The sequence below is a fragment of the Aestuariivivens marinum genome, from assembly GCF_022662175.1.
Lineage (GTDB): Bacteria > Bacteroidota > Bacteroidia > Flavobacteriales > Flavobacteriaceae > Aestuariivivens > Aestuariivivens marinum.
In genome coordinates, this window is the sequence record NZ_JAKMCR010000001.1 from 258,093 (window position 1) to 284,794 (window position 26,702).

Below are 26,702 nucleotides of genomic sequence, written 5' to 3' on the forward strand. Positions count from 1 at the left end.
TAAAACTTAGATCATGAACAAAAGAGAATTTTTAAAGAGAAGTAGCTTAGGAGTCACTGGATTGGTTTTAGCTCCATCACTAGTTATGTGCAAAGAAAAACCTGTTATTAAAACACGTATTCGAACAGCTCATATTGGGGTTGGCAATATGGGCAATGCGGACCTTAATGCCATAGCCTCACATCCTTTAGTGGATGTTGTTGCCCTATGTGATGTAGACTCTAATTTTCTTTCAGAAGCAAAAAAATTGCATCCTAACGCAAAAACTTTTTCAGATTACAGGGTAATGCTTAAAGAATTGGAAGATGATATTGATGCGGTTATCGTGTCTACTCCAGACCACACTCATGCTCCCGCTTCATTATTAGCTATGAATCTAGGCAAAAATGTATATTGCCAAAAACCACTAACCCATTATGTCTCTGAAGCTAGAGCCATGAATAAATTGGCTCAGAAAAAGAATCTCATTACCCAAATGGGAATTCAGGTACATTCATTTTTCGATTATAAATTAGCTACCATGTTGATTCAATCCGGTATAATTGGAAAAGTCCATACTGTTCATGCGTGGTCCCCAAAAAATTGGGGTTATGATGGTGAAGCTCCTGAAGGCAGTGATCCTATTCCTGAAACTTTAGATTGGAATCTATGGTTAGGTACATCTAAAGAAAGACCATACAAAGAAGGGGTATACCATCCTGGTAATTGGCGTAAATTAATGGATTATGGTTGTGGCACCTTAGGTGATATGGGCGTTCATATTTTTGACACACCATACAATGCTTTGGCTCTTGATGTTCCTTTAACCATTAAAAACGAATGTGAAGCAACCAATGGCTTTGGATACCCAGAACGCAACATTGTTACTTACGAATTCCCTCAAACCAAATATACCGCAGAAACTTTAACTTGGATATGGTACGATGGACCTGATGCCCCAAGAGCACATGACGATTTAAAATTACCTGGAGCAGAAGCTTCTGTAAACAAACCCTCTTCATCAGAACAAGATGCCAGTTTAGAAGATAAAATATCACTGGATGCTAAAATTGCCGAAGAAGGCAAATTGCCAGAACAAGGTGCCATGTTCGTAGGTGAAAAAGGCCGTTTACTATTGCCTCACTTTATGCAATTACCCAAAAAAATTGTCGATGGTGAATACGTTGACATTTCATCGGAAATTGAAACAATTGCAAAAGCAAATAACTTAGGTGAGCCAATTCGTAATTATGATTCCGAAGGACCAAAACATTATCACGAATTTATAGATGCCTGTTTGGGCAAAGGAAATTGTAGTGCTCCTTTTTCATATGCATCAAAACTAACCGAAACCATTCTTCTGGGTGTAATCGCTGGTCGCTTCCCTAATCAAATACTGCATTGGGATAGCGAAAAAGCAAAATTTACTGAGGAAGAGGCAAATCAATATTTAGAAGGAAAGTATCGTAAATTTTAAATAAGACATTTATACGTTATTAACCAATTTTTGACTCATGTTTCCTTTATCTAAATTATAATTGAAGATGAGTTAATTATAACTAAACCAAAAACTGAAACAAATCGGGTTTGTTGTTTAGGTAATCCCCATAAAAATTGTGCTTTTTCATCTTGGAAATAAGTGGTTCCAAATCAGAAGCAGCTTTTAACTGAACACCCACTACGGCAGATCCATTTTCACGATTGGTTTTTTTGGCATACTGAAAATAAGTAATGTCATCGTTTGGTCCCAAAATATCAACTACAAACTCTCTAAGAGCACCAGCCCGTTGGGGGAATTTCACTATAAAATAATGCTTTAAATTAGCATACAACAAGGCTCGCTCCTTAATCTCAGGAGTTCGGATGATATCATTGTTGCTACCACTAACCACACAAACCACATTTTTGTCTTTAATATTTTCAGCATAAAAATCCAATGCCGAAATACTTAAGGCTCCTGCTGGTTCTACCACAATGGCATCCTTATTGTACAGTTCCAATATGGTTTCGCATACTTTACCTTCTGGCACAGTTACAATATCATGAAGTTGGGATTTACAGATATCAAAGGTTAAATCACCTACACGTTTTACGGCAGCGCCATCAATAAATTTTTCAATGTGTTCCAACTCCGTATTTTGGTTATTCTTAATACTGATTTTCATAGCGGGGGCACCTTCTGGTTCAACCCCAATAATCTTTGTATTGGGCGATAAGATTTTAAACACCGTAGATAAACCTGCGGCCAAACCACCACCTCCTATGGGAACAAACACATAATCTAAAGTGTCTTTTGATTGCTCTAAAATTTCCAGTCCTATCGTAGCTTGTCCCTCAATAACCTTTTCGTCATCAAAAGGATGAATAAATGCTTTTTCCAATTCATCACATTCTTTCATGGCAGCATAATAGGCATCGTCGAAGGTATCGCCCACCAGTTTAATATCTATATAATCCTCACCAAACATTTTAACCTGCTCCACCTTTTGATTAGGTGTTGGTGCTGGCATATAAATGGTTCCATGTATCTGTAATAATTTACAAGATAAAGCTACTCCTTGGGCATGGTTTCCCGCACTTGCACAAACCACTCCATGGTTTGCCTGTTCAGAATTTAGAGAATTAATTTTATTGTACGCCCCTCTTATTTTATAAGAACGTACCTGTTGAAGGTCTTCACGTTTAAAATAGATATTAGCATCAAACTGTTTGGAGTACCTAAAGCTAGGGCTTAAAGGCGTAACTGCCGATACGTTTTTAATCGTATCGGCAGCTAGCTTTATATCACTAATATTAGGAAAATATGTGATTTTTTCCTGATTCATGACAAACTGTTTTTTTTGACTTCTGGAGTCTTTATATTACACTATAGGCTTCATAGCCGTCATCGATGCCCTTAAAAATTCACCTATTTTTTCAACAGGATGGGATCGTAATGCTTTGTTTACTGCTATAAGTTTCGCATTATCAACTGCCTTACCGTTATCTTTTGCATAAGCTTTTCCTATTACATCGGTGTCAATGGTTTTCATGAAATCTGACAATAATGGCTTACAGGCATGATCAAATAAATAACACCCATACTCCGCCGTATCAGATATTACACTGTTCATTTCATATAATTTACGTCTTGCAATAGTATTGGCTATAAGTGGTGTTTCATGTAATGACTCGTAGTAAGCTGAAGCATCAATAATTCCAGAATCGGTCATAGCCTCAAAAGCCAATTCTACACCAGCTCTAACCATAGCAACCATTAGTACGCCATTATCGTAGTACTCTTGTTCTGTAATTTCAACATCACCTGCAGGCGTTTTTTCGAAAGCTGTTTCTGCAGTTGCTGCTCGCCATGTTAATAGTTTCTCATCACCATTAGCCCAATCTTCCATCATACCACTAGAAAAACGACCTTCCATAATATCATCCATATGCTTTTGGAACAACGGACGCATGATGTCTTTTAATTCTTCCGATAACTCAAACGCTTTAATTTTAGCTGGATTAGAAAGCCTATCCATCATATTGGTAATTCCACCGTATTTAAGACCTTCGGTAATGGTTTCCCATCCATACTGGATTAATTTTGATGCATATCCAGGCTCAATTCCTTTTTCAATCATTTTGTCAAAACAAAGTATAGATCCTGTTTGCAACAACCCACAAAGAATGGTTTGCTCTCCCATTAAATCCGATTTTACCTCAGCCACGAAAGAGGACTCCAAAACACCTGCCCTATCACCTCCAGTTGCAGCTGCATACGCTTTTGCCTGTGCCCAACCTTTTCCTTCTGGGTCATTCTCAGGATGTACTGCTATTAGTGTTGGCACACCAAATCCTCTTTTATACTCTTCCCTTACCTCAGATCCTGGACACTTAGGTGCCACCATGATTACGGTTAAATCCTCACGAATTTGCGTTCCCTCTTCAACAATGTTAAAGCCATGCGAATAAGATAATGTTGCCCCTTTTTTCATTAAAGGCATAACCGCATTTACCACACTAGTGTGTTGTTTATCTGGTGTTAAGTTTAATACTAAATCGGCTGTTGGAATTAATGCTTCATAGGTTCCTACGTTAAATCCGTTTTCTGTTGCATTAACAAACGACTTACGCTTTTCTGCTATGGCCTGAGCCCGTAAAGCATAAGAAATATCCAATCCAGAATCCCTCATATTTAATCCTTGGTTAAGGCCTTGAGCCCCACAACCTACTATAACTATTTTCTTGCCTTTAAGAGCATTTACACCATCTCCAAATTCTGAAGTTTCCATGAATCTACACTTCGATAACTGCTCTAATTTGTCCCTTAATGATAAGGTGTTAAAATAATTTCCCATTTCTAATTTTAATTACTATTGATTATTGAATGCTAAAAGCATTTCGGTTATTTTCATTTCTTCTTTTGTTACGGCTATTCGACCCGAGCGCACAAACTGCATAATCCCAAAAGCACTTAAGGCCTTACGTAAATTTTCAATCTCGTGACGTCTTCCAGATTTTTCCAAAACAAAAAATTCCTTGTTTACCGTAACTATTCTGGTATCACTGTCTTTTATGATGTTTTGAATTTGTGGTTCTTCAAACAATAAATCGGACTTTATCTTAAACATACAAGACTCCGTAAAAATGGTCTCTTCATCGGTATGATAATAAGCTCTAATGGCCTCAACTTGCTTTTGTATCTGACCAATGATTTTCTTAGCCTGAGATTCGGTAATATTCACCACGATTACAAAACGATTAACCCCTTCGATCTCTGATTGTGACGTGGTTAAACTTTCGATATTGATATGTCTACGCTGAAAAATTGCTGAAATACGATTTAGTAAACCGATGTTGTTTTCGGTATAAATCGATATCGTAAATGTTTTTATTGCTTCGTTCATGTTTTCAAAATTTAGCTTAATCGAATATCTGAAACCGATGCTCCTGAAGGAATCATAGGGAATACGTTATCTTCCTTTTCTACGCAAACCTCTAAAAAGTATGCTCCTTCTGAGGCCATCATTTCTTCTACAGCTCCAGCCAATTCTTCTCTTTTCGTTACGCGTTTTGTTTCTAAATGATATCCTTTAGCTATAGTTATAAAATCAGGATTGGTCATTTCGGTCGAGGCATAACGTTTATCGAAAAACAATTGTTGCCACTGACGTACCATACCTAAAAACTCATTGTTCAAAACCACTATTTTAACTGGTATTTGCGTTTGGAAAATAGTCCCTAACTCTTGAATATTCATTTGGAAGCCACCGTCACCAATAATAGCAACCACATCGCGTTCCGGCTCAGCCATTTTAGCACCCATAGCTGCTGGTAGTGCAAATCCCATAGTGCCCAAACCTCCTGAGGTAATGTTACTTTTTGTTTTATTAAATTCAGAATAGCGACAAGCAATCATTTGGTGCTGTCCCACATCGGAAACAATAGCTGCATTACCACCACTTTGTTTATTAATTTCCCTGAGTACCTCACCCATGGTCAAACCTTCTTTGGTAGGTGTAATATCATGCTTTATTACTTTTTCAAACTCGATGTCGTAAAGCTTTCTAAACTCTTGTAGCCAATCCGTATGTGAATTTTCATTTAGTAAAGGCAATAAAGCTTGCAAACTGGCTTTGGCATCTCCTAGAACAGCCACATCAGTTTTTACATTTTTATCGACCTCAGCAGGATCGATTTCAAAATGAATTACCTTGGCTTGTTTTGCATAAGTATTTAAATCGCCCGTAACACGATCATCAAAACGCATTCCTATAGCTATCAATACATCACATTCGTTGGTTAAAACATTTGGTGCATAATTGCCATGCATCCCTACCATACCTACATTTAGCGGGTGAGATGTTGGTATTGCCGAAGCTCCCATAATGGTCCAAGCTGCTGGTATACCCGCTTTTTCAATAACGGCTTTTAGTTCTGCTTCTGCTTCTCCCAAAATAATGCCTTGACCCCAAACAATCATTGGTTTCTTGGCTCTATTGATTAAATCGGCTGCCGCTTGCAAAGATTCGGGAGCTGTTTTTGGCACTGGAATATAACTTCTAACACCCGTGCATTTTTCATATTTAAAATCCAGTTCTCCAAACTGGGCATTCTTTGTAATATCAATTAATACGGGTCCAGGGCGTCCACTTTTCGCAATATAAAACGCCTTGGCTATAACTTCAGGAATATCTTCTGCCCTGGTTACTTGGTGATTCCATTTCGTAACCGGCGTAGAAATACCAACAATATCTGTTTCCTGAAAAGCATCACTACCTAATAAATGGGATGGTACCTGCCCAGTAATACACACCAATGGCGTAGAGTCTATTTGTGCGTCGGCAATGCCCGTAATTAAATTGGTTGCCCCAGGACCAGACGTAGCCATTGCTACACCTACTCGACCAGATATTCTAGCATATCCCTGTGCGGCATGGGCAGCTCCCTGCTCATGACGTGTGAGTACGTGATGAATCTGGTCTTGATATTTGAATAACTCATCGTATACCGGCATAATAGCACCTCCAGGATAACCATAAAGCACATCAACACCTTCGGCTATTAAACATTTTATAACGGCCTCGCTTCCACAGATACGTTCGGTTGAACGTTCTGAATTTTTCTTTGTTTCTAAAGTTTGTGTTTCTTTCATAAGCTTAACTATTTTGAAAGATTCCTTGCTTTCGCAGGAATTAAAATGCATCAGTAACACAACCTTTTGAGGCCGAAGCTACCGATTTTGCATATTTATATAATATTCCTTTTTTATGTTTCAATTCTGGAGCTTGCCATTGTGCCTTTCTTTCAGCCAATACTTCATCTGGTAGAAGCACGTTTATAGAATTGTCTTCAGCACTAATACGAATACGATCTCCCGTTTTAATCAAGGCGATAGCTCCTCCTGTTTGTGCTTCGGGAGTAATATGACCGACCACAAAACCATGAGTTCCTCCAGAAAATCGGCCATCGGTAATCAAAGCTACCGACTTTCCTAATCCTGCACCCATAATTAACGACGTGGGTTTTAACATTTCTGGCATACCTGGCCCACCTTTGGGACCAACGTATCGGATAACAACCACATCACCTTTCTCAACTTCTCCATTAGATATTCCTTTATTGGCTGCCTGTTCGCCATCGAAAACCACAGCCTTACCTTCAAACACCAAACCTTCTTTTCCAGAAATTTTTGCAACAGCACCTTCTGTAGCTAGGTTTCCATAAAGGATCTGAAGATTACCAGACGATTTTAAAGCTTTGTCCGTTGGGTAAATGACATCCTGATCATTTTCAAATTCAAGTGGTGCCACATCCTTTAAGTTTTCAGCCAAAGTCTTACCTGTTACAGTTAAACAATCACCATATAAATAGCCTTTATCCAATAAATATTTCATTACTGCTGGTGTTCCTCCTACGCCATGAACATCTTCCATTAAATATTTACCAGATGGTTTTAAATCGGCTATTAATGGGGTTCTGTCACTCACACGTTGAAAATCCTCCAATGTAAATTCAATATCGGCTGCATGAGCAATGGCCAAAAAGTGCAACACCGCATTGGTAGAACCTCCCAAGGCATTAACCAATGTAATAGCATTTTCAATGGATTTTTTAGAAATAATATCCAACGGTTTTAAATCCAATTCCAATAGGTTTTTAATAGCCCTTGCTGTTCTTTCTGCCTCAGAGAGTTTGTTTGGATTTTCAGCTGGAATAGATGAATTATAGGGTAATGCTAAGCCCATACATTCGATTGCCGAAGCCATAGTATTAGCCGTATACATACCACCACAAGCTCCTGCACCAGGAATGGCCCTTTTTATAATTTCACGGTATTCTTCTTCATCTATTTCTCCTGCTACTTTTTGTCCTAACGCTTCGAAAGCCGAAACAACATTTAACTTTCTACCTTTATAATTACCAGAAGCTATGGTACCACCGTACATCATTATAGACGGTCTATTTAAACGCAACATGGCGATAATCGCTCCAGGCATATTTTTGTCACATCCAACAACCGATATCAACGCATCGTAGCTTTGGGCATTCATTACCGTTTCTATAGAATCTGCAATAATATCTCGAGAAGCCAAGGAATAATTCATACCTGAAGTCCCCATAGAAATACCATCACTAACACCAATGGTATTAAACCCTAAACCAACCATACCCGCTATGTTACACTCAATCTTTATTTCACCTGCCAAACCGTTTAAATGCATATTACACGGGTTACCATCATAACCCGTACTGGCAATCCCCACTTGTGGTTTATGCATATCCTCATCAGTCAATCCTACTGCGTATAACATGGCCTGTGATGCAGGCTGCGATTCATCCTGTGTTAGTCTTTTGCTATATTTATTGAGTTCCTTCATTTTTATTACAGATAATTTTAGGTTCTGTCTTATTATGATTTATTATTCTTTGTGTTTTAAGTTTTTTTGTAAAAAATCTTCAATATTTTAAAATACTTGTCGAAATTAAATTATTGAGCACTTATACATTGTTTTCTTTATAAAACTAGGTTAAACCCACAATACTAAAATTTTAGATAAAAATCTATATATCAAGTATTTAGATTGTGTTTTTTATGACGTTCAAAAAATCAAAAAATATCCACTCAAACCCATAAGCTATTACTTGAAGAATAATTCTTTAAATAGTTCTATATATAAATCCCAAAATGAATTCAGGATTATTGCTTTAAGGCAATAACTTAAAACAATAAAAAAAGCCTTCCTGTTAAGGAAGGCCCAATACACTTTATATTATCATATATCATGTTTTTTCTATTGACATAAGCACAATAACAGAAATGATATGAAACACTTGTTCATTAATCTTCAAGATTACAAATTTTCAAAAATAAATTTTAAGCTCAATTTTAATTTTGAAAAAAAAGTTAAAATCGATATGTAATTCATCTTCATTTCTTTTTATTTTTTTAATTTTGCCTGAGTAAAACAATAGAGGATAGATTTGACTGATTGCAACCTCAAGAAAAAATGCTAAAGGCAGTGTAAACTTCCTTTGACGCTATCGTCAAATCTCCCGATAAATTTTATTTTATGGCTTATTTATTTACTTCAGAAAGTGTTTCTGAAGGACATCCAGATAAAGTTGCTGACCAAATTAGCGACGCCCTGATCGATAACTTTTTGGCTTTTGATGTAGAGTCGAAAGTGGCTTGTGAAACCTTGGTTACCACGGGACAAGTAGTACTTGCTGGTGAGGTTAAATCGCATACCTATTTAGATGTGCAGAAAATTGCTCGGGATACTATTAATAAAATAGGATATACTAAAGGAGAATACATGTTTGACGGAAATTCCTGCGGGGTATTTTCGGCTATTCATGAACAATCGGACGATATTAACCGTGGTGTAGATAGAGCAACTAAAGAAGAGCAAGGTGCTGGTGACCAAGGGATGATGTTTGGATATGCTACCAATGAAACTGAAAATTATATGCCATTGGCATTAGATTTATCACATCGTATACTAAAGGAATTGGCTGAGCTACGACGAGAAAACAAAGACATTACTTATTTAAGACCTGATAGCAAAAGCCAAGTGACCATTGAATATAGCGATGACAATATCCCTCAGCGAATTGATGCTATTGTAATATCTACTCAACACGATGATTTTGCCGATGATGAGACCATGTTGGCTAAAATACGAAAAGACATTGTTGACATTTTAATCCCACGTGTGGTTTCCAAATTACCAAAAGCCACACAAGCACTGTTTAACAGTGACATTAAATACCACATTAACCCCACAGGGAAATTCGTTATTGGTGGGCCACACGGCGATACGGGATTGACCGGACGTAAAATTATTGTAGATACCTATGGTGGTAAAGGCGCCCATGGCGGTGGTGCATTTTCTGGAAAAGACCCCAGTAAGGTAGACCGCAGTGCGGCTTACGCCACAAGACATATTGCCAAAAACTTAGTCGCTGCTGGTGTTGCCGACGAAGTTTTGGTACAAGTAAGTTATGCTATTGGTGTTGTAGAACCTATGGGAATTTTCATTGACACCTATGGCACTTGTCCGTTTAATATGACCGATGGCGAAATTGCAGAAAAAGTATCACAGATTTTTGATTTGCGTCCTTTCGCTATTGAAAAACGTTTAAAACTACGCTCACCCATGTATAGTGAAACAGCAGCCTATGGCCATATGGGGCGCACCAACGAAACTGTTACCAAAACCTTTACCCAACCTAATGGAGAAAGTGTCACCTTAGATGTTGAGTTGTTTACTTGGGAAAAACTGGATTATGTTGATAGGGTAAAGGAAATTTTTGGACTGTAAAAACTAAACTATTATCCTATACATTTTTAAATATAAAGTGAGATAAAAAGCCATGCAGGATTGCATATCCTTTTACCCTCTTGTGAAAATGAAAAGCCTCACTACTGCCGCAAATTTTTATTTTCAATAGGTTAATGAACAACTTCAACAGGTACAAATCGAGATAAAAAGTCATGCAGGATTGCATATCCTTTTTCTCTCGCTTTGAAAACAAAAAAGCCAAACTTACAAATTCATACAAGCTTGATTTGACGTTTGGCTTTTTTGTTTATTCGTGGGAAGAGCAGGATTCGAACCTGCGAAGGTGAAAACCAACAGATTTACAGTCTGTCCTCGTTGGCCGCTTGAGTATCTTCCCTAATACCATTTCTAACTTAAAATTATTCATTAAAATTTGCCCTTTTTCTCCTATGCTTCAAAATAAAATTTAACCGTAGCTTAGGCTATGCTTAAATTTTCTTTCTTGCCTAGATAAAAAAATTACTGTGTTTTATTTGAGCAATTTTAAATCAGAACCAGTATAACCGAGCGCAAATATATTATTGTTTCTCTATTATGCAAAGGAAAATCCTGTTTTATAAAAATATCTTTTAGCAAGAGAAATTGACTATAACTCATAACGTAATCTAAACGTAATAAATCGGGGCTGGATAAAATACTCGGTGGCACTTACTGAAATATTCCCCGACCTACTGGTGTTCTGTGATTGGGTATCCAATAAGTTTGTGGCTTTAATTTCATATTCCCATTTGCTGTCTGCATTTTTCCTGTAAGCTAGCGAGGCATCCCAAAATTCGAAGGAATTGATTTTTCTGTCTTCGTCACTAAAACTATTATAGGAATAGTTAGTTTTAAACGTGAAAGTTTTAAAAATAAGCGCATCAAATTCTACCGAAGGTGCTTTAGTAAAAAACTTGGTGCGTCGATCGCCTTGGTCATTATCTTGTATGCTATAGCGATAGCCCAGTTCAAAATTAGGCGCTTCCCTAAAATTAGTTCGTAGTTCTGCCCTATAGCTATGGGAATAGTTTTCATTTACCGAAGTTTGTCCATTAATAATCTGGTTAAACTTACTATAGTTAAAGTTGCCGTTAAGCGTTCCCCTAAATTTACCCCATGTTTTTTGGATGCGTGCATTGGCACCTGCACTTTCATCGGCCAAACCAGAATTAAATGGTGTACTAACCCGCACTACACTATTGGTCAAAAACTGGGATGTGGTTCTTATTCTATCTACCGCTTTGCTATAGTTTATACTTGCATTTACGTTGGTATAGTTAAACATATTAAAACTGAAATAGGACAAATTCACATTATGGGACAAGGCACTCTCCAATTCCGGATTTCCTGAAAATATTGAACGATAACTATTTAAAACCAAACCCCTTGCAAATTGGTTGACATCGGTAAATTGGGTTTGCATTCTATAGTTGAAAATAAGCTGTTCACTCTTTTTTAATTGGATTCGAGTGTTGAAATCGGGCAACAGCCTGAAAAAGTTATCGGTATACGTTTCATTAAACTGACTGTTCTTAGCACTGTAAGCATGCGCTGAAAAACCTGGGGTAAACGTAAAAATCCCCAATTTCAAACGGTAATGAACACCCAAATACACATCAGAAAAGCGATAGGCAATGTCATTAATGTCCAATCCGTTATTTTGGGTAGGCACATTGTCATATTTGCTTCCATTATCAAGATATTGGAAAATATCAGAATTATAATCCTGCTTGCTATAAATGGTCCCTAAAGTGAAATTAATGTCGCTTTTGGTGTTTAAAATATTCCAATAATCCAACTTGGCATCTAATTGGTTAGATTTTACACGCTTTTCCTGTGCTACATCATAACCTATTTGGGTATTATCAAATCCCAAAACTTGAGCAGTATTGATATAACTATCTTTGTCTTCTAGAAACGCATTATAAAACGGATCTTCATCCTGCCACAAATGCTGAACCTCTAGAGCAAAAATATTAGCGTCATCCAAGGTATAATAATAATTCACATTTTGATTGATGCTAAAAGGCTTTGCGTTTTCCAATTCATTTATGTTACCATTTACAGAAGAGTAAAACAACTGGTCTTGTGATTCTTTTGAAGTCCGTGCCAAAACGTCATAATCCAACTGATTGTTGGTGTTGGGTTTGTACTTGGCACTAAACTTAGCCATAGCCAAATCACTACGTTGTGTGGTGTTACTTTCTGTGGTTTCATCTGGAATGTTTAAATCTGGGTTAGTATAAACCACTGAGCTATTTTCCTGCAAATCGGTTCTACTACTTAAAAAAATGGCAAACCCGCTTAAATCTAATGTCTTTTTTGGTGAGTAACTGAAATTAGCTGCGCCAAACTTGGTATTAATATCCTTTGCCCTGTTATTTTGAAGGGACAAAAAACCTAAATTATTACTACCTAAATTAATGTTAGTACCACTGCTTCTACTGGGACTCCTAAAACCTCCCATAAAATTGAAATAATCACGTCGGGTAAAGGCTATTTCGCCAATATTGTTCATGTCTCCTATAAAATTTAAACTGTACTCCGGACTATAATAAAACATTTTTGGCTGAGCCAAATACAATGTTTTATCATCAGCTCCACCTGCACCAGCTGTAATATTACCAAACCAAAAATTCTTTTTGCCTTCCTTAAGTTTAATGTTTATAGCAATATTATCTTGATTATTTGTTACACCACTTAACTGCCCAATTTCAGCATAATTCTTAAGAACTTCTACTTTATCGACCGCATTAGCCGGTATGTTTTGGGTGGCCAATTTAGAATCGCCGTCAAAAAAATCCTTGCCTTCAACCATCACTTTACCTACGGCCTTACCTTCTACCTCAATTTGTCCTTCGTCATTCACTTCAACACCTGGCAGTTTATTAAGCACATCACCCAATTTACGCTCTGTACCCGATGTAAAAGAATCGGCATTGTAAACTATGGTATCGCCTTTAACGGTAACAGGCATTTCGTAAATCAGTTCAATTTCGTCTAAAGTATTGTCATTTTGAAGGATGAAATTTTTAACTAAATCAATTTCGGTAGTTTGAACATCTTCTTGAGCAGTTTTCATCCCTATATAACTCACTTGAATTTTATAATTGGTATTTTTTTCCAGTGATAACTTATAATAACCCTCGTTGTTAGTTATCCCGTAAGAATCTAGTTTTTGTGACTCTTGATTAATGGCTATAACATTTGCTAATTCGAGCGGTGTTCCAATACTGTCTTTTACGACTCCTTCTAGTTTAACTTGGCCTTTAGCGATGAAACTAATACTAAAAAGCAAAATATAAAATGTACTATTAGCTTTATTCATTTGGTTATTATTTGGTTGAAAACATAAATGAAGCCCTTACCTTCTTCCCAGTCGATTGTCCCTGAACTCTCTCATTTTATTAATAACAATCTCTTGATACTCCTTTTTGGTAACCTCTTCTCCTTTACTAGGCTTATCAATTTCTTCTTTTTCATCAGGATTATAAATTATCTTGGAACAAAGTATAACGGTATTACCTGCACTAACCTCCAAAATCAATCCAGGAAGCCCATTATATTCCAATGGACCATGGGCAGCAGGTATTTGCGGAGAGTACCAAGCTATAACCTGGGTTAATTGAATATTATCCTTATCCATTAAATCCATATTTGATTCAGCTTCCTTATTTATAGTATCATTATGCTGGGCATTTGTCCTATCTATGTTACTCAATCTATCCCAAGAGAACGACCACCATTCTAATTCTGAACTAGGTACCACTGCAGTAGCCTTAAAACAAGTATAGTTTCCAATCTGTTTTGTTTCAGAACCTAAATTCCATTTTAGTGACTGTAAATCATCTTTAATTAAAAACCTCTTACCATAAAATTCCTGATGTTGAAGTAATGTATTTGTTTTTACATTTTTATATAACTTACCAGGAGAAAAGTTTTTGCCCCAAGAGTCTGTTGCTCCCGATATTCCATCCAATTTTTCAATTTCTTTATAAATTGACTCTTCTTTATTGAATGCTAACAGATATGTCTTTTCAAGTCTATTTTTCAGTCGTGACTCTATTTGCTTTTTTTGTTGCTCACTCATACGAGCACCAAAACTACCAAGTTCCATTTTGGTCTTCTTATAATAATATGCTTTACCTTGAAAACTCTGAGCACTAAGAGTTTTATTTATAAATAACACTAACGAAAAAGCTAATAATCTTATTAATATTTTCTTCATAATCAATATAATTTTTTTGTTTAACAAATATAAGTATTTATTAAACAATATATTAGCTTTAACATTTAATTATTATTTTCAAGACTAATCATCTTTCTATACCTTATCTTCGTCCTCCTCTGCCCCTAAACATCTCTCGCATTTCCTCAGTTTTTTTATTTACAATCTTATCATATTCTGTTTGTGACACTTCTTTTCCTTTTGATGGCATTTTTATAACCTCTTTTTCTGATGGATTCAAAATAATTTTAGAACACAAAATGGTTGTTCTATCAACATTTAGCTCCAATATTAATCCTGGTAAACCCCAATATACATCAGGACCCTGATTAACTGGTATTTGTGGTGCATACCAAGCAGTTACAAAAACTTTTCTAGGCGTTTCGGTATTATCATTATTTTCATCGTTTTGAGTATTTGTTGAGTCTTTTGGTTTTTCGTTACTTGGTCCTCTCCTGAAGCTATTAAAATCGAAACCCGTTACTTGTTTTACGGCGGTGGCCTTAAAACAAGTATATTGACCAATAGTTTTAGTTTCTGAACCCAATTGCCAATCCAGCTTGCTTAAACTATCCTTTACCAAAAATTGCTTTCCAAAAAACTCTTGTTCTTGCAACAACTGTTGCGATTTCACATTTTTATATAAATCGCCTCCAGTACTACTCATCATACCAAATCGGAAGCCTCGCCCTTGTCCAGGTGCATCCAAACGCTCTTCTTCTTGGTATAGGGATTCCGACTGATTAAAATTAAGTATGAAAGTTTTTTCTAAGGCACTTTTCATACGGTCGGCTATTTGTTTTTTACGCTCTTCACTTAATTGCCCACCACCAAAATTAGTCATGTCTACAGTAGTTTTCGATTCATAATAGGCCTTTCCTTGGAAATCTTTTTGGGCAAATGAATTTAAAGTAGTTAGGATAAAAATAATTGAAAGTCGAATTTTAATTACACGGCGCACCATTGGTCTAATTTTTTATTAGTTTTTTAAAACTAACACATTATCCCTATTAGACCAAAACCAGAGTACTAGGTTTAATTATTAAAACGTTAAATTATTCTTAAAACTAACCGCTAATTCTTATTTCAAGTTCCTGAGCACCATCATCCCTAACTCTACGGTTATCGCGCATACGATCCTGCATTTCGTTCATCTTCTTCTCCATAATTGCATCGTATTTCTCTTGATTCATTTTATCACCCTTTTTAGGCTCAACGATACGCACACCTTTTTCTGGATTCAACACAATCTTACTGCAAATTATAGTTGTTGTGCCATCATTAATCTCTAAAATCAACCCGGGTAAGCCATGATAATTTGCTGGTCCGTTATTTACTGGAATTTTAGGTGCATACCAAGCCACAACTTCCTGCATTCTTGTTTCTGGATCATTGTTTTCCTCTTCAGCATCCAAATCCCTATCTCCATTCATACTAATTCTTGTACGCATTATGGGTACTTCGATCATTTTAGTCGCCTTAAAGCATTCATACGCTCCAATAAATTTCTTTTCATTGGTTAAAGTCCAATCGTGTTTTTGTAATTCATCTTGAATTAAAAACAATCGACTAAAGGATTCATTCTGATTGGTAAATCGATTTTCTTTTAAGTTTTTATACAAAATATCTGAATCTCCCGAGCTTACAATAATAACTTCCATACCCATTGGTTGTCGGGGTCCTAGCTCTTTATCCTCCTTGTAAATAGATGTTGATTTGTTAAAGCTCAAAAGATAAGTTTTCTGGAATTGCTTTTTCATCATATCCATCATGCGTTGGTGCATTTCAGAATTCATCTGGGTACTGTCTAATTGAATATCCAATTTGCGGGACGATTTGTAGGTAGCAATACCCTGAAAATCCTGAGCAAAAGTATGTTGCATTTGGCAGAACGCCAGGCATATGATAATTAACTGTTTCATTTTTTGATTTGATTTTGATTTAACAGTACAAAAATGGAAGATTCATATCAATAAAAGCGTTAACTAGTGTTAACTAGTGTTAAGCGATTAGTTTTCTTTAGTTTTTACTTCTATTTTTGAATTATGAAGAACATGAAATACAGTTGGTTGCTCTACTCTATTGTACTTGTAATTATAACCACAATTGGCATTCAGGTGTATTGGAATTACAAAAACTATCTTATAAACAAACAGCAATTAACTAATGATGTGCAACAGTGTACTGATGGTGCTATTGAAACCTATTTTGCCAATCTTGCAGAAAAAAGCACTATTGCCTATGCTATAGAAAGCGAATCGACTGACAGCCTGTTTGACAACAGCAAAGAGATAGACAGTATTTTAAAAACTATTAGATTAAAAGCTCATAAAACCATAAATATAGATTCAATTCCAGGAGAATTCACTGAAAATGTCTCCATTTTTAAAAGCAAAAGTGTTGATTCTTTATTTGGTATTTTACATAACGGTTATAGTGATTCAACACAACTTACTACAAGAAAATTTTCTGTAAAGGATTCTGGATCAATTTTTAATTACAAAGATTTTCGAAGATTAACCACTAAAGTCATTATTTCAATGACCAATGACAATATACAACTTAATACCATAGATAGTCTTTTCAACAAAGCATTACTAAGAAAACAAATTGACCTTGATTATGGAATAACCCTAGAATCGCCTTTAAAAAAAATTCAGAAACTAAAACCTGAAAACATTAATTCCTCAAGCTTAAATGTTATTTCTAGTTCTAATTATTTGCCTCAAGACACTAAACTAAAAGTATATTTTAACAACACCACAAAAACCATTTTAAAGCGAAGCCTGTTTGGCATTTTAATATCTACTCTTTTAGTACTAGCCATTGTAAGCTGTTTATTTTTCCTATTAAAAATCATAAAGTACCAAAAGCAACTGGCCGAAGTAAAAAACGACTTAATAAGCAATATTACACACGAGTTTAAAACCCCAATAGCTACTATTGGTGTAGCATTAGAAAGTATCAACAACTTTAATGTTATTAATGATAAAGCTAAAACCAAAACATATTTAGATATGTCTTCCAACCAACTAAACAAATTAAATATTATGGTTGAAAAACTATTGGAAACAGCAACTTTAAACAGTGAGACCCTAGAACTCAAAAAAGAAAATCTGAATTTGGCCAACTTACTGGAAATCCTAGTGACCCGCTATAAAATGCAACATCAAGATAAAGCATTCATTCTTAGCAACTATTCTGATATACAAAATATTTATGCTGATGCCTTTCATATTGAAAATGCACTAAACAACATTTTGGACAATGCTGTTAAATATGGTGGTAACAGTATTGAAATCTATTTAACTCAAGACAAGGCCAATATCAACATTTCCATTTTAGATAATGGAAACAACTTAAAAAAAGCCAACAAAGACAAAATATTTGAAAAGTTTTACCGCGTGCCTAAGGGAAACACCCACGACATTAAAGGTTTTGGCATAGGACTTTACTATACCAAAACCATAATAGAAAAACACAATGGCTCAATAAAAGTTGATGTGTCTAACCACAAAACCACTTTTAAAATTATTCTTCCAAATGGATAATACGACCACGATACTTTTAGCAGAAGATGAACCAGCATTGGGACAAATTATAAAAGAGAGCTTGGAAACCCGAAATTTTAAGGTACTGCTGTGTGAAAATGGGATAGATGCATTTGACGTGTACCAAAAGGAAAATCCCGAGCTGTTGGTTCTAGACGTGATGATGCCAAAAAAAGATGGATTTACTTTAGCAAAAGACGTAAGAGCTTTAGATGACACCATTCCCATTATTTTTTTAACGGCCAAATCGCAAACCCAAGATGTGGTTGAAGGCTTTACCATTGGTGGCAACGATTATTTAAAAAAACCCTTTAGTATGGAAGAGCTTATTGTTCGTATTAACAATTTATTAAACCGAACTAAGCTACAGAAAGCAAGTACAATTTTACATTTAGGGCACTATAAATTTAATTTCCCTAAGCAGTTGCTTCAATACAAAGAAGAAACCCAAGTACAATTAACCCACAGGGAAGCTCACTTGTTGTTCCATTTAATTAAAAATAAAAATCAGGTATTGGATCGCTCATTAATACTAACAAAACTATGGGGCAATGATGATTTTTTTAGTGCGCGAAGCATGGACGTGTTCATTACCAAACTACGCAAAAAGCTAAGTTCGGATGAGAACATACAAATCATTAACGTACGTGGATTTGGCTATAAGTTAATTTGCTAAATGTGGTTTGATTTTTGTATTTTTCATGTCGCACATGAAAACGCTATTTTACTTATTTTTATTATTTCCATTATCTTTAGTTTCCCAAGAAACTATAGCAACCACACTTATCAAAAAAACGAAATTAGAAATCGAAACCTTCGTAGGCATTGATAATTTTAAATCGACTTACTACATTCAAAATAATGTCTTTTATAAAAATTCGGCTTTAAAAACCATAAGCTATAATAATTTACAGTTAGGTAATCTAACCAGTATTGATATTTTTAATCCACTTAAAATCAATTTGTTTTATAAGGACTTCAATACCGTTATTATTTTAGACAATAGATTAGCCGAAATATTTAAAATCGATTTTAATACCGTTTCAGAATATAGAAATGTGACACATGTATCTACCGGACATGACAATACACTTTGGCTGTTTAACCAAGATACCCAACAATTGGAGCTTTACGATTATAAAGCCAATTATACAAAAGCCAAAACCCTACCTGTACAAACCGAGACTTTAGATTTAAAAAGTAACTACAACACCTGTTGGTTACTCACTAAAGAGTATTTATATGTATACAATTATTTTGGCAGTTTATTGGCAAAAATGAAAAACAACGGTTATACACAACTCTCTGAAAACAACAATAATCTCTACTTAAAAAAGGAGAATAGTTTATTTTATTTAAAGCAAGGCAAAGGAATCCCTGCACCTATTGAAACCTCAAATTTGTTGATAAATCAGTTTTTTGCAACCAACGAAACCTTGTATATTTACGATTCTAAATTTCTTTACGAATACCATTTAAAATTAAAGTAACATGCACATTGCAATTGCTGGAAACATAGGCGCCGGAAAAACAACACTCACAAAGCTTTTGGCTAAACACTATAGGTGGGAACCTCAATTGGAAGATGTTGTAGACAATCCCTATTTGGATGATTTTTACAACCAAATGGAACGCTGGAGCTTTAATTTGCAAGTATACTTTTTAAATAGCCGTTTTCGTCAAGTGTTACAAATAAGGAAAAGTGGTAAGGATATTATTCAAGATAGAACCATCTATGAAGACGCCCACATTTTTGCTCCCAATTTACATGCTATGGGCTTGATGACCAACAGGGATTTTGAAAATTACCGTCATCTATTCGATTTAATGGAGTCCTTGGTTCAGGGACCCGATTTATTAATTTATTTACGAAGTTCCATTCCTAATTTGGTATCTCAAATACATAAACGCGGCCGTGATTACGAAAACTCTATAAGCATTGATTATTTAAGTCGTTTGAACGAACGCTATGAAGCTTGGATTCATGGTTACAACAAAGGTAAATTATTGATTATAGATGTTGACAAACTTAACTTTGTAGATAACCCTGAAGATTTAGGAAATGTTATCAATAGAATTGATGCCGAAATACACGGCTTATTTTAATTTATAAACCCATGTTTTTTGGCATGTATTATGGCTTGTTCACTACTTTCCATAAACAGTACGGGAGTGGATTCAAAACCTTCATATAAACTAGAGACACGCAACGTTCTCTTTTGGTGGTTTACACTTCTTAAATAAATTGCCAAAATACGGTTAGGGTACTGCCGAGCAATTTCCAAATAAATATCCGGATCATATTCACCACTATCTCCCATAAGTATAAAATTTAATTTTGGATAGGTCTTTAAAAGGTTTAAAATTTCTTTTTGCTTTTGAGGTTTTTCCGTTTTCTTTTTTGAAAACGGCTTCGGGAAATTTCTTAGTATTATAGGTCCTTTTGGAAAATGATTTTTCTTTAAAAAATATTCCAAATAACGATATAAGTTCCATGGGCTATGGCTTACATAAAAAATAGGATTGGCTTCTTCTCCTGTTTTACCTTGGTGCAATAAATTATAAAATTCTGGTGCACCTTCCAAAGGCAAACGCTTAGCTGCTGAAGTCAATAATGTGTTAAAGACAACACGCCATTTTAAAACAGACACCAAACCTGTATGCAATATAGTATCGTCTATATCGCTTATCACTCCAAATGAAGCCTTTTGGGAGGGAATAAGCATTTCTCCCGGGAAACAATTTTTAGATTGTATATCCCTTTTCAACTGACTTTCTTCATAGGAGAGTTCAAAAGTCACCCAACCCTCACTATTGGCAAAATTACCAAGACCTTCTATCGTTTCATCAAACAAAAAATAACCGTCATTATCGGTTTTTACATAAAAAGGATGGTTGTCACCCAATCTAATTCTAATTTTTGAATTTTTTATTTCGTCTGTTTCAAATCGTTTCCAAGCATTAAAAAGTAACTTAAAAGCTCCTTTCTCCTCTAAATTGATATTCTCATCTTCAATAGCCCTTCCCCTTAAGTAAACATGATTAGAAGTTCCATAAGTTTGAAAAACAATAATTTGAAGCGGATCTTTTTTAAACATATAATCGTCTACTAAATCTTAATTTGGTGGTTAAAAAATAAAAAAACCACATCGTTCCTTTCTGGTTAGCGGAAAGAAGATGTGGTTTTAATTTTAAACTTGAAAAGGTTAGCGCGTAACCTCTTCTTTAATGTCTTCAACAACTTTGTCTTTTACCGTATGCACATTAGTTTTTAAAGCTTCTATACTGTTTTTAACCTCACCTTCTGTACCCTCAAAAGTTTCATAAGCTGTAAACGTTTCTCCATTTTTAGTAGTTACTGTAGTTACAACAGCCGTAACAGTACCATCATCGTTAGCCGTCATTTTAACTTTAACTTCCTTAGACACTTCTTCAACTTGGCTTGTACTGCTATTATAAGCTGTTAACGTATCGGATGTCATTGCAATACTAGGAGCAATTACCAAGGCCACAACACTCATTAATTTTAACAAAATATTTAATGAAGGTCCTGAAGTATCTTTAAAAGGATCACCTACTGTATCGCCTACAACAGCTGCCTTATGGGCATCTGTCCCTTTACGACCTTCTTCCTCTATTGTTTTTTTAGCATTATCCCATGCACCTCCAGCATTGGACTGAAAAATTGCCATAAGTACGCCACAAGTAGTTACACCGGCCAAAAGACCACCTAACATTGCTGCACCTCCTAAAAATCCAACGGCAACAGGTACCGCTAATGCCAATAATCCTGGTAATACCATTTCTTTAATGGAAGCTGTTGTAGAAATTTCCACACATTTTTCGTATTCAGCATAACCATCGGCCTCGTCAAATATTTTTCTATCTTCCTCAGTAGCTTTGCTCATATTCGAATCATACTTACGCATCACTTCTAAAGCTTGTTTTAGTTGAGGGATATCCCTGAACTGGCGACGTACTTCTTCAATCATGGCCATAGCCGCACGCCCAACAGCATTCATAGACAGAGCAGAAAAAACAAATGGCAACATACCTCCCACTAATAACCCTGCCATGATTTTAGGTTGAGATACATCGATTGCTGTAACACCTGCAGTCTTCATAAATGCAGCAAATAATGCCAATGCGGTTAGTGCTGCTGAAGCGATAGCAAAGCCTTTTCCAATTGCAGCAGTTGTATTTCCAACTGCATCCAATTTATCGGTACGTTGACGCACTTCACTTGGTAATTCTGCCATTTCTGCAATTCCACCAGCATTATCTGAAATCGGTCCATAAGCATCTACAGCCAATTGAATTCCTGTATTGGCAAGCATACCAACAGCTGCAATAGCAATACCATATAATCCAGCATAGTAGTGCGATACTAAAATAGCAGCAGCAATCAATATTATTGGAAGTGCTGTTGACATCATTCCTACACCCAAACCGGCAATGATATTTGTAGCAGATCCCGTTTCAGATTGTTTAACAATAGACGATACAGGTTTTGTTCCTGTTGCTGTATAATACTCTGTAACTTTTCCAACACAAAAACCAGCAATTAAACCTGCAAGTGTGGCACAAAATACGCCAAAAGAACCATAAGGCAACCCTTCAACAGTTTCAGGCAGCATTATATCAATTATAAAATAAGATGCAATAATCATTAATAACCCAGAACCAAACTCACCTAAATTAAGGGCTTTATGAGGTGACCCTCCGTCTTTAACCCTTACTAACAGTGTTCCTAAAATAGACATCACAATACCAACAGCCGCAAGCACCAATGGCAAATAAACGGCGCCCAATCCTCCATATTCTGGGGTAAAGATAAAAGCTCCCAATACCATAGTACCAATAATAGACCCTACATAAGATTCAAATAAATCGGCTCCCATACCAGCAACATCGCCTACGTTGTCTCCCACGTTATCTGCTATAGTTGCAGGATTTAATGGATGATCCTCAGGAATTCCAGCCTCAACCTTTCCAACCAAATCGGCTCCCACATCTGCCGCTTTAGTATAAATACCGCCACCCACACGGGCAAAAAGCGCAATAGAAGATGCCCCAAGAGAAAAGCCAGAAAGCACATTTAAAACCATAGGGATATTTTCTGAACCCGGCCATATATTTTGATAAATTATAAATAAGCCGCTTAGGCCCAACACACCTAATCCAACCACACCAAGCCCCATAACTGAGCCACCAGCGAAAGCCACTTCTAAGGCTTTTCCTAAGGATGTTCTAGCTGCTTGTGTTGTCCTTACATTGGCTTTAGTAGCTACACGCATACCAATAAATCCTGCTAAAGCTGAACAAATAGCTCCAACCACAAAAGATAAAGCAACCATACCATGGGAACCTTCTTCAGAATTTCCCTTAAAGAATAACAGTATGGCTACTGCAATCACAAAAATTGCTAAAATTCTGTATTCAGCTTTTAGAAATGACATAGCACCATCTGCTATATGTTTTGCGATATTGGCCATCTTTTGCGAACCAACATCTTGTTTGGTAATCCAAACGTTTTTTATAAAAACAAAAAGGAGACCTAAAGCTCCAAAAGCAGGTAAAAATCTTAATAATAATTCCATTTTTTTAGATTAGTTGTTAGTAAAAAAAAATTAACGGAGCTAAAAATAGGAAAATATAAGTGATAAAAAAAACCACCTTAAATTAAAGATGGTTTAATTTTTTTAGGCTGAATTATTAATCTTTCAATTAGATAGTAAACGTTCTTTTTTTCTTGTGTTCACTTTCTTCATAACGCTTCACACATTTAAGGTAAATTTCCTCTGCTTCTTTAGCATTACCCCATCCACCAACATCAACTTTTTTCTTTTCTAAATCCTTGTACACTTGAAAAAAGTGTTCTATTTCCTTTAAACGATGTGGATTCAAATGGGTTATATCACTACGTTGACTCCAAACAGGATCAGATACGGGCACACAAATAATTTTCTCGTCTGGTCCTTTTTCATCTGCCATATGAAATACCCCAATAGGCCTAACCTCCATAACTACCATAGGGTAAGAAGGCTCTGTTGATAAAACCAATACGTCTAAAGGGTCTTGGTCCAGCGCCAATGTTTCTGGTACAAACCCATAATCTCCAGGGTACATCATAGAAGAAAACAAAGTACGGTCGAACCTAATTTTATGTAAAGTAAAATCGTATTCGTATTTATTTCTACTTCCTTTGGGTATCTCTATCAATACATCAAATGTTATTTTTTTATTTTCGCTCATATACTTTAGTCTTAAAAGACTGCAAATGTACTGAACACTTCAAGTTTAAACAACAATTAAAGCCTAGATTTATACTTTATTTCTTACCTTGGCAAACTTATTTTATTTTGAATGTGACTAACTCAAATACTATGAAAACTATTTTAATCTGTTATTGTGCTTTATTTTTTCTGAATATGCAAGCACAAACACAACCTTGGCAAGGTAAATTTGAACCCATTGACCATATGATTGCGCCGCCTAATAGCTACCGAACGGCCAGTGGCGCCCCTGGAAAAGCCTATTGGCAACAACGTGCCGATTATAACATAAAGGTAACTTTAGACGAAACCAATAACACCATTTCAGGTAATGAGACCATAACATACTATAACAACTCCCCAGACGATTTAAACTATCTGTGGATTCAGTTGGAACAAAACGTTAATAAAAAAGGGAATCAGGATTTTGGGGGTATTAGCAATGATTTAAAAGATGGCATCACCGCAAGGAACATGCAATTTTTAACTAGAGCTATAGATTTCCCTGCTGGTTATTCCATTAAATATATAAAGGACAATTCAGGCAACTCTTTGAAATTCTTGATAAACAATACCATGATGAAAGTGTTATTGAACACACCGTTAAAATCAGGAAGCTCTTTAACGTTCTCAATTGGGTGGTCTTATACTATTACCGATCGCAGTATGTTTAAACTATCCAGGGAAGGTTACGAATATTTCCCTAGTGATGACAATACCGTTTATTTAATTGCACATTGGTTCCCAAGAATGGCGGTATATAATGACACCGAAGGCTGGCAAAACCAACAATTTCAAAGGCTGGGTGAATTTGCTCTGGAATTCGGGGATTATGAGGTTGAAATCACCGTACCCGAAGACCATATTGTAGCTTCAACAGGAACATTACAGAATGCAGAAGATGTACTTAGCAAAACACAGCGTGACCGATTGGAGAAAGCAAGGCAATCGTTTGACCAACCCATTTTAATTGTAACTGAAGAAGAAGCCAAAGCCAACGAAAAGACAAAAACAAAAAAACAGAAAACATGGCGATTTAAAGCTAAAAATGTACGTGACTTTGCCTTTGCCTCATCACGGAAATTTATATGGGACGCCCAAGCGGTTAAATTACCTACCAATACGGTTATGGCCATGTCGTTTTACCCAAAGGAAGGCATGCCTGTATGGCAAGAAGAATCGACCAAAGCCATTAAACATGCTTTAGAAGTTTATTCTGAAGCGACTTTTGATTATCCTTATCCTGTTTGTATTTCGGTAAACACTTCTAATATTGGCATGGAATTTCCCATGATTAGTTTTAATGGGGGAAGGCCGAAAAATGGACAAATGACCAAAAATGCAAAAGCGGGTATGATAGGCACTATTATACATGAGGTGGGCCACAATTGGTTTCCTATGATTGTTAGCTCAGACGAACGTAAGTGGATGTGGATGGACGAAGGTCTAAACACCTTTTTGCACCAACGTACAGTTGCAGAACGTTATCCCGATTTTAGCAGCACCACGCCTAAAAGCATTGTGCCTTTCATGAGTGGTGATAAAAATATTTTACGCCCTATCATGACGACTTCCGATAACGAACTGCTGAGTCAGTTTGGATCCAACTTCTACAGAAAGCCTACCGTAGGGTTGCAAATGCTAAGAAACTCTATTGTTGGCAAAGAATTGTTTGATGCCGCCTTTAAGGAATACGCCAACCGCTGGAAATACAAGCATCCCAATCCAGGAGACTTGTTTAGGACCCTTGAAGATGCGACAGCCACCGATTTGGATTGGTTTTTTAGGGGCTGGTTTTTTACCACAGACCATGTGGATATGGAATTAAGCAATGTTACATGGTTTAAGGTGTATGAAGCTGAGCAAAACATTGAAAACCGCAAGCAAAACATACAACTAAAACCAGAAAACCAAGACACGCGAGTAGCAACACAAGATTTCTCAGATGGCCCTGAGGTAATTAAAATGAGCGCCACACCAGATGATGCTTATGGTGGTTTTTTATCCAGATTGGACGAAGAAGCAGTAAGACAGCAGCTATTGGGCAAAAACCTCTATGAGGTTAACATTAAAAATGTAGGTGGCTTGGTCATGCCCGTCACCATTGAATGGACATACACCGATGGCTCTACCGAAATAGACCGATTGCCAGCCGATATATGGCGCAGAAACGAATACGAAGTCAAACACACCTTTGTTAAGGATAAAGAGGTTAAGACCGTAACACTCGATCCCAATTTTGAGTTTGCTGATACCAATACGGACAATAACAGTTTTCCAAAAAGTGAATCGCAAAGTGTGTTTGATCGATTTAAAAACAATCAATAACTCGAATTAATGCCGTAAAAAGATTCTGCATCAT

General features: G+C 36.1%; 19 protein-coding genes and 1 tRNA gene. 7 read left to right on the forward strand and 13 right to left on the reverse strand.

Annotation, left to right across the window (positions count from 1 at the left end; translation table 11 throughout):
* Positions 1-13: 13 nt before the first annotated feature.
* Entirely contained in the window at positions 14-1,456 is a 1,443-nt protein-coding gene (locus MR053_RS01090) for a Gfo/Idh/MocA family protein (RefSeq protein ID WP_242130679.1), read from the forward strand.
* An 82-nt stretch (positions 1,457-1,538) separates the two neighbouring features.
* On the opposite strand, the gene ilvA is transcribed toward MR053_RS01090, so the two are convergent.
* The 5 genes from ilvA to ilvD are packed head-to-tail and all read right to left on the reverse strand — an operon-like array spanning position 1,539 to position 8,339.
* On the reverse strand, positions 1,539-2,804 hold the full coding sequence (gene ilvA, locus MR053_RS01095) for a threonine ammonia-lyase (RefSeq protein ID WP_242130680.1): 1,266 nt from the start codon (positions 2,802-2,804) through the stop codon (positions 1,539-1,541).
* Between the two features lie 36 nt (positions 2,805-2,840).
* Entirely contained in the window at positions 2,841-4,316 is a 1,476-nt protein-coding gene (gene ilvC / locus MR053_RS01100; protein ID WP_242130681.1) for a ketol-acid reductoisomerase, read from the reverse strand.
* A 15-nt stretch (positions 4,317-4,331) separates the two neighbouring features.
* Positions 4,332-4,865 carry an acetolactate synthase small subunit gene (ilvN, locus tag MR053_RS01105; RefSeq protein WP_223548960.1) on the reverse strand — a complete coding sequence of 178 codons (534 nt, stop codon included), beginning with the start codon at positions 4,863-4,865 and terminating at the stop codon, positions 4,332-4,334.
* Between the two features lie 11 nt (positions 4,866-4,876).
* Positions 4,877-6,613 carry a biosynthetic-type acetolactate synthase large subunit gene (ilvB, locus tag MR053_RS01110; RefSeq protein WP_242130682.1) on the reverse strand — a complete coding sequence of 579 codons (1,737 nt, stop codon included), beginning with the start codon at positions 6,611-6,613 and terminating at the stop codon, positions 4,877-4,879.
* Between the two features lie 40 nt (positions 6,614-6,653).
* Entirely contained in the window at positions 6,654-8,339 is a 1,686-nt protein-coding gene (gene ilvD / locus MR053_RS01115) for a dihydroxy-acid dehydratase (RefSeq protein WP_242130683.1), read from the reverse strand.
* A 693-nt stretch (positions 8,340-9,032) separates the two neighbouring features.
* On the opposite strand from ilvD, the gene metK reads away from it, so the two are divergent.
* Positions 9,033-10,286 carry a methionine adenosyltransferase gene (gene metK / locus MR053_RS01120; RefSeq protein WP_242130684.1) on the forward strand — a complete coding sequence of 418 codons (1,254 nt, stop codon included), beginning with the start codon at positions 9,033-9,035 and terminating at the stop codon, positions 10,284-10,286.
* Between the two features lie 275 nt (positions 10,287-10,561).
* Here metK and MR053_RS01125 read toward each other — a convergent pair.
* From MR053_RS01125 to MR053_RS01145, 5 genes are all read right to left on the reverse strand, one after another.
* Positions 10,562-10,644 (reverse strand) — tRNA-Tyr (locus MR053_RS01125).
* Between the two features lie 249 nt (positions 10,645-10,893).
* Positions 10,894-13,614, reverse strand: coding sequence for a TonB-dependent receptor (locus MR053_RS01130; RefSeq protein WP_242130685.1), 2,721 nt, complete (start codon positions 13,612-13,614; stop codon positions 10,894-10,896).
* A 36-nt stretch (positions 13,615-13,650) separates the two neighbouring features.
* A complete protein-coding gene (locus MR053_RS01135; RefSeq protein ID WP_242130686.1) occupies positions 13,651-14,514 on the reverse strand; it encodes a GLPGLI family protein in 864 nt (287 codons plus the stop codon).
* Between the two features lie 103 nt (positions 14,515-14,617).
* Positions 14,618-15,478 carry a GLPGLI family protein gene (locus tag MR053_RS01140; RefSeq protein ID WP_242130687.1) on the reverse strand — a complete coding sequence of 287 codons (861 nt, stop codon included), beginning with the start codon at positions 15,476-15,478 and terminating at the stop codon, positions 14,618-14,620.
* Between the two features lie 103 nt (positions 15,479-15,581).
* Positions 15,582-16,436, reverse strand: a complete 855-nt coding sequence (locus MR053_RS01145) for a GLPGLI family protein (RefSeq protein ID WP_242130688.1) — start codon at positions 16,434-16,436, stop codon at positions 15,582-15,584.
* A 123-nt stretch (positions 16,437-16,559) separates the two neighbouring features.
* Here MR053_RS01145 and MR053_RS01150 point away from each other — a divergent pair, with 123 nt between their 5' ends.
* From MR053_RS01150 to MR053_RS01165, 4 genes are read left to right on the forward strand one after another with little or no spacing between them, the layout of a single operon-like run.
* The gene (locus MR053_RS01150; protein WP_242130689.1) at positions 16,560-18,065 is read left to right on the forward strand and encodes a sensor histidine kinase; all 1,506 of its coding nucleotides are present in this window, start codon (positions 16,560-16,562) and stop codon (positions 18,063-18,065) included.
* Complete coding sequence (locus tag MR053_RS01155) at positions 18,058-18,741, forward strand: response regulator transcription factor (protein WP_223548976.1); 684 nt, start codon at positions 18,058-18,060, stop codon at positions 18,739-18,741. Before MR053_RS01150 ends, MR053_RS01155 begins: the two co-directional genes overlap by 8 nt.
* 34 nt (positions 18,742-18,775) lie before the next feature.
* The gene (locus MR053_RS01160) at positions 18,776-19,555 is read left to right on the forward strand and encodes a hypothetical protein (RefSeq protein WP_242130690.1); all 780 of its coding nucleotides are present in this window, start codon (positions 18,776-18,778) and stop codon (positions 19,553-19,555) included.
* A 1-nt stretch (position 19,556) separates the two neighbouring features.
* A complete protein-coding gene (locus tag MR053_RS01165) occupies positions 19,557-20,171 on the forward strand; it encodes a deoxynucleoside kinase (protein ID WP_223548980.1) in 615 nt (204 codons plus the stop codon).
* On the opposite strand, the gene MR053_RS01170 is transcribed toward MR053_RS01165, so the two are convergent.
* The 3 genes from MR053_RS01170 to MR053_RS01180 form a co-directional block, all read right to left on the reverse strand.
* The gene (locus MR053_RS01170; RefSeq protein WP_242130691.1) at positions 20,168-21,163 is read right to left on the reverse strand and encodes an App1 family protein; all 996 of its coding nucleotides are present in this window, start codon (positions 21,161-21,163) and stop codon (positions 20,168-20,170) included. The genes MR053_RS01165 and MR053_RS01170 overlap by 4 nt on opposite strands.
* 108 nt (positions 21,164-21,271) lie before the next feature.
* Entirely contained in the window at positions 21,272-23,665 is a 2,394-nt protein-coding gene (locus MR053_RS01175; RefSeq protein ID WP_242130692.1) for a sodium-translocating pyrophosphatase, read from the reverse strand.
* A gap of 127 nt (positions 23,666-23,792) precedes the next feature.
* Complete coding sequence (locus tag MR053_RS01180; RefSeq protein WP_223548986.1) at positions 23,793-24,320, reverse strand: inorganic diphosphatase; 528 nt, start codon at positions 24,318-24,320, stop codon at positions 23,793-23,795.
* Between the two features lie 176 nt (positions 24,321-24,496).
* Here MR053_RS01180 and MR053_RS01185 point away from each other — a divergent pair, with 176 nt between their 5' ends.
* A complete protein-coding gene (locus MR053_RS01185; protein WP_242130693.1) occupies positions 24,497-26,668 on the forward strand; it encodes a M1 family metallopeptidase in 2,172 nt (723 codons plus the stop codon).
* Positions 26,669-26,702 lie beyond the last annotated feature (34 nt).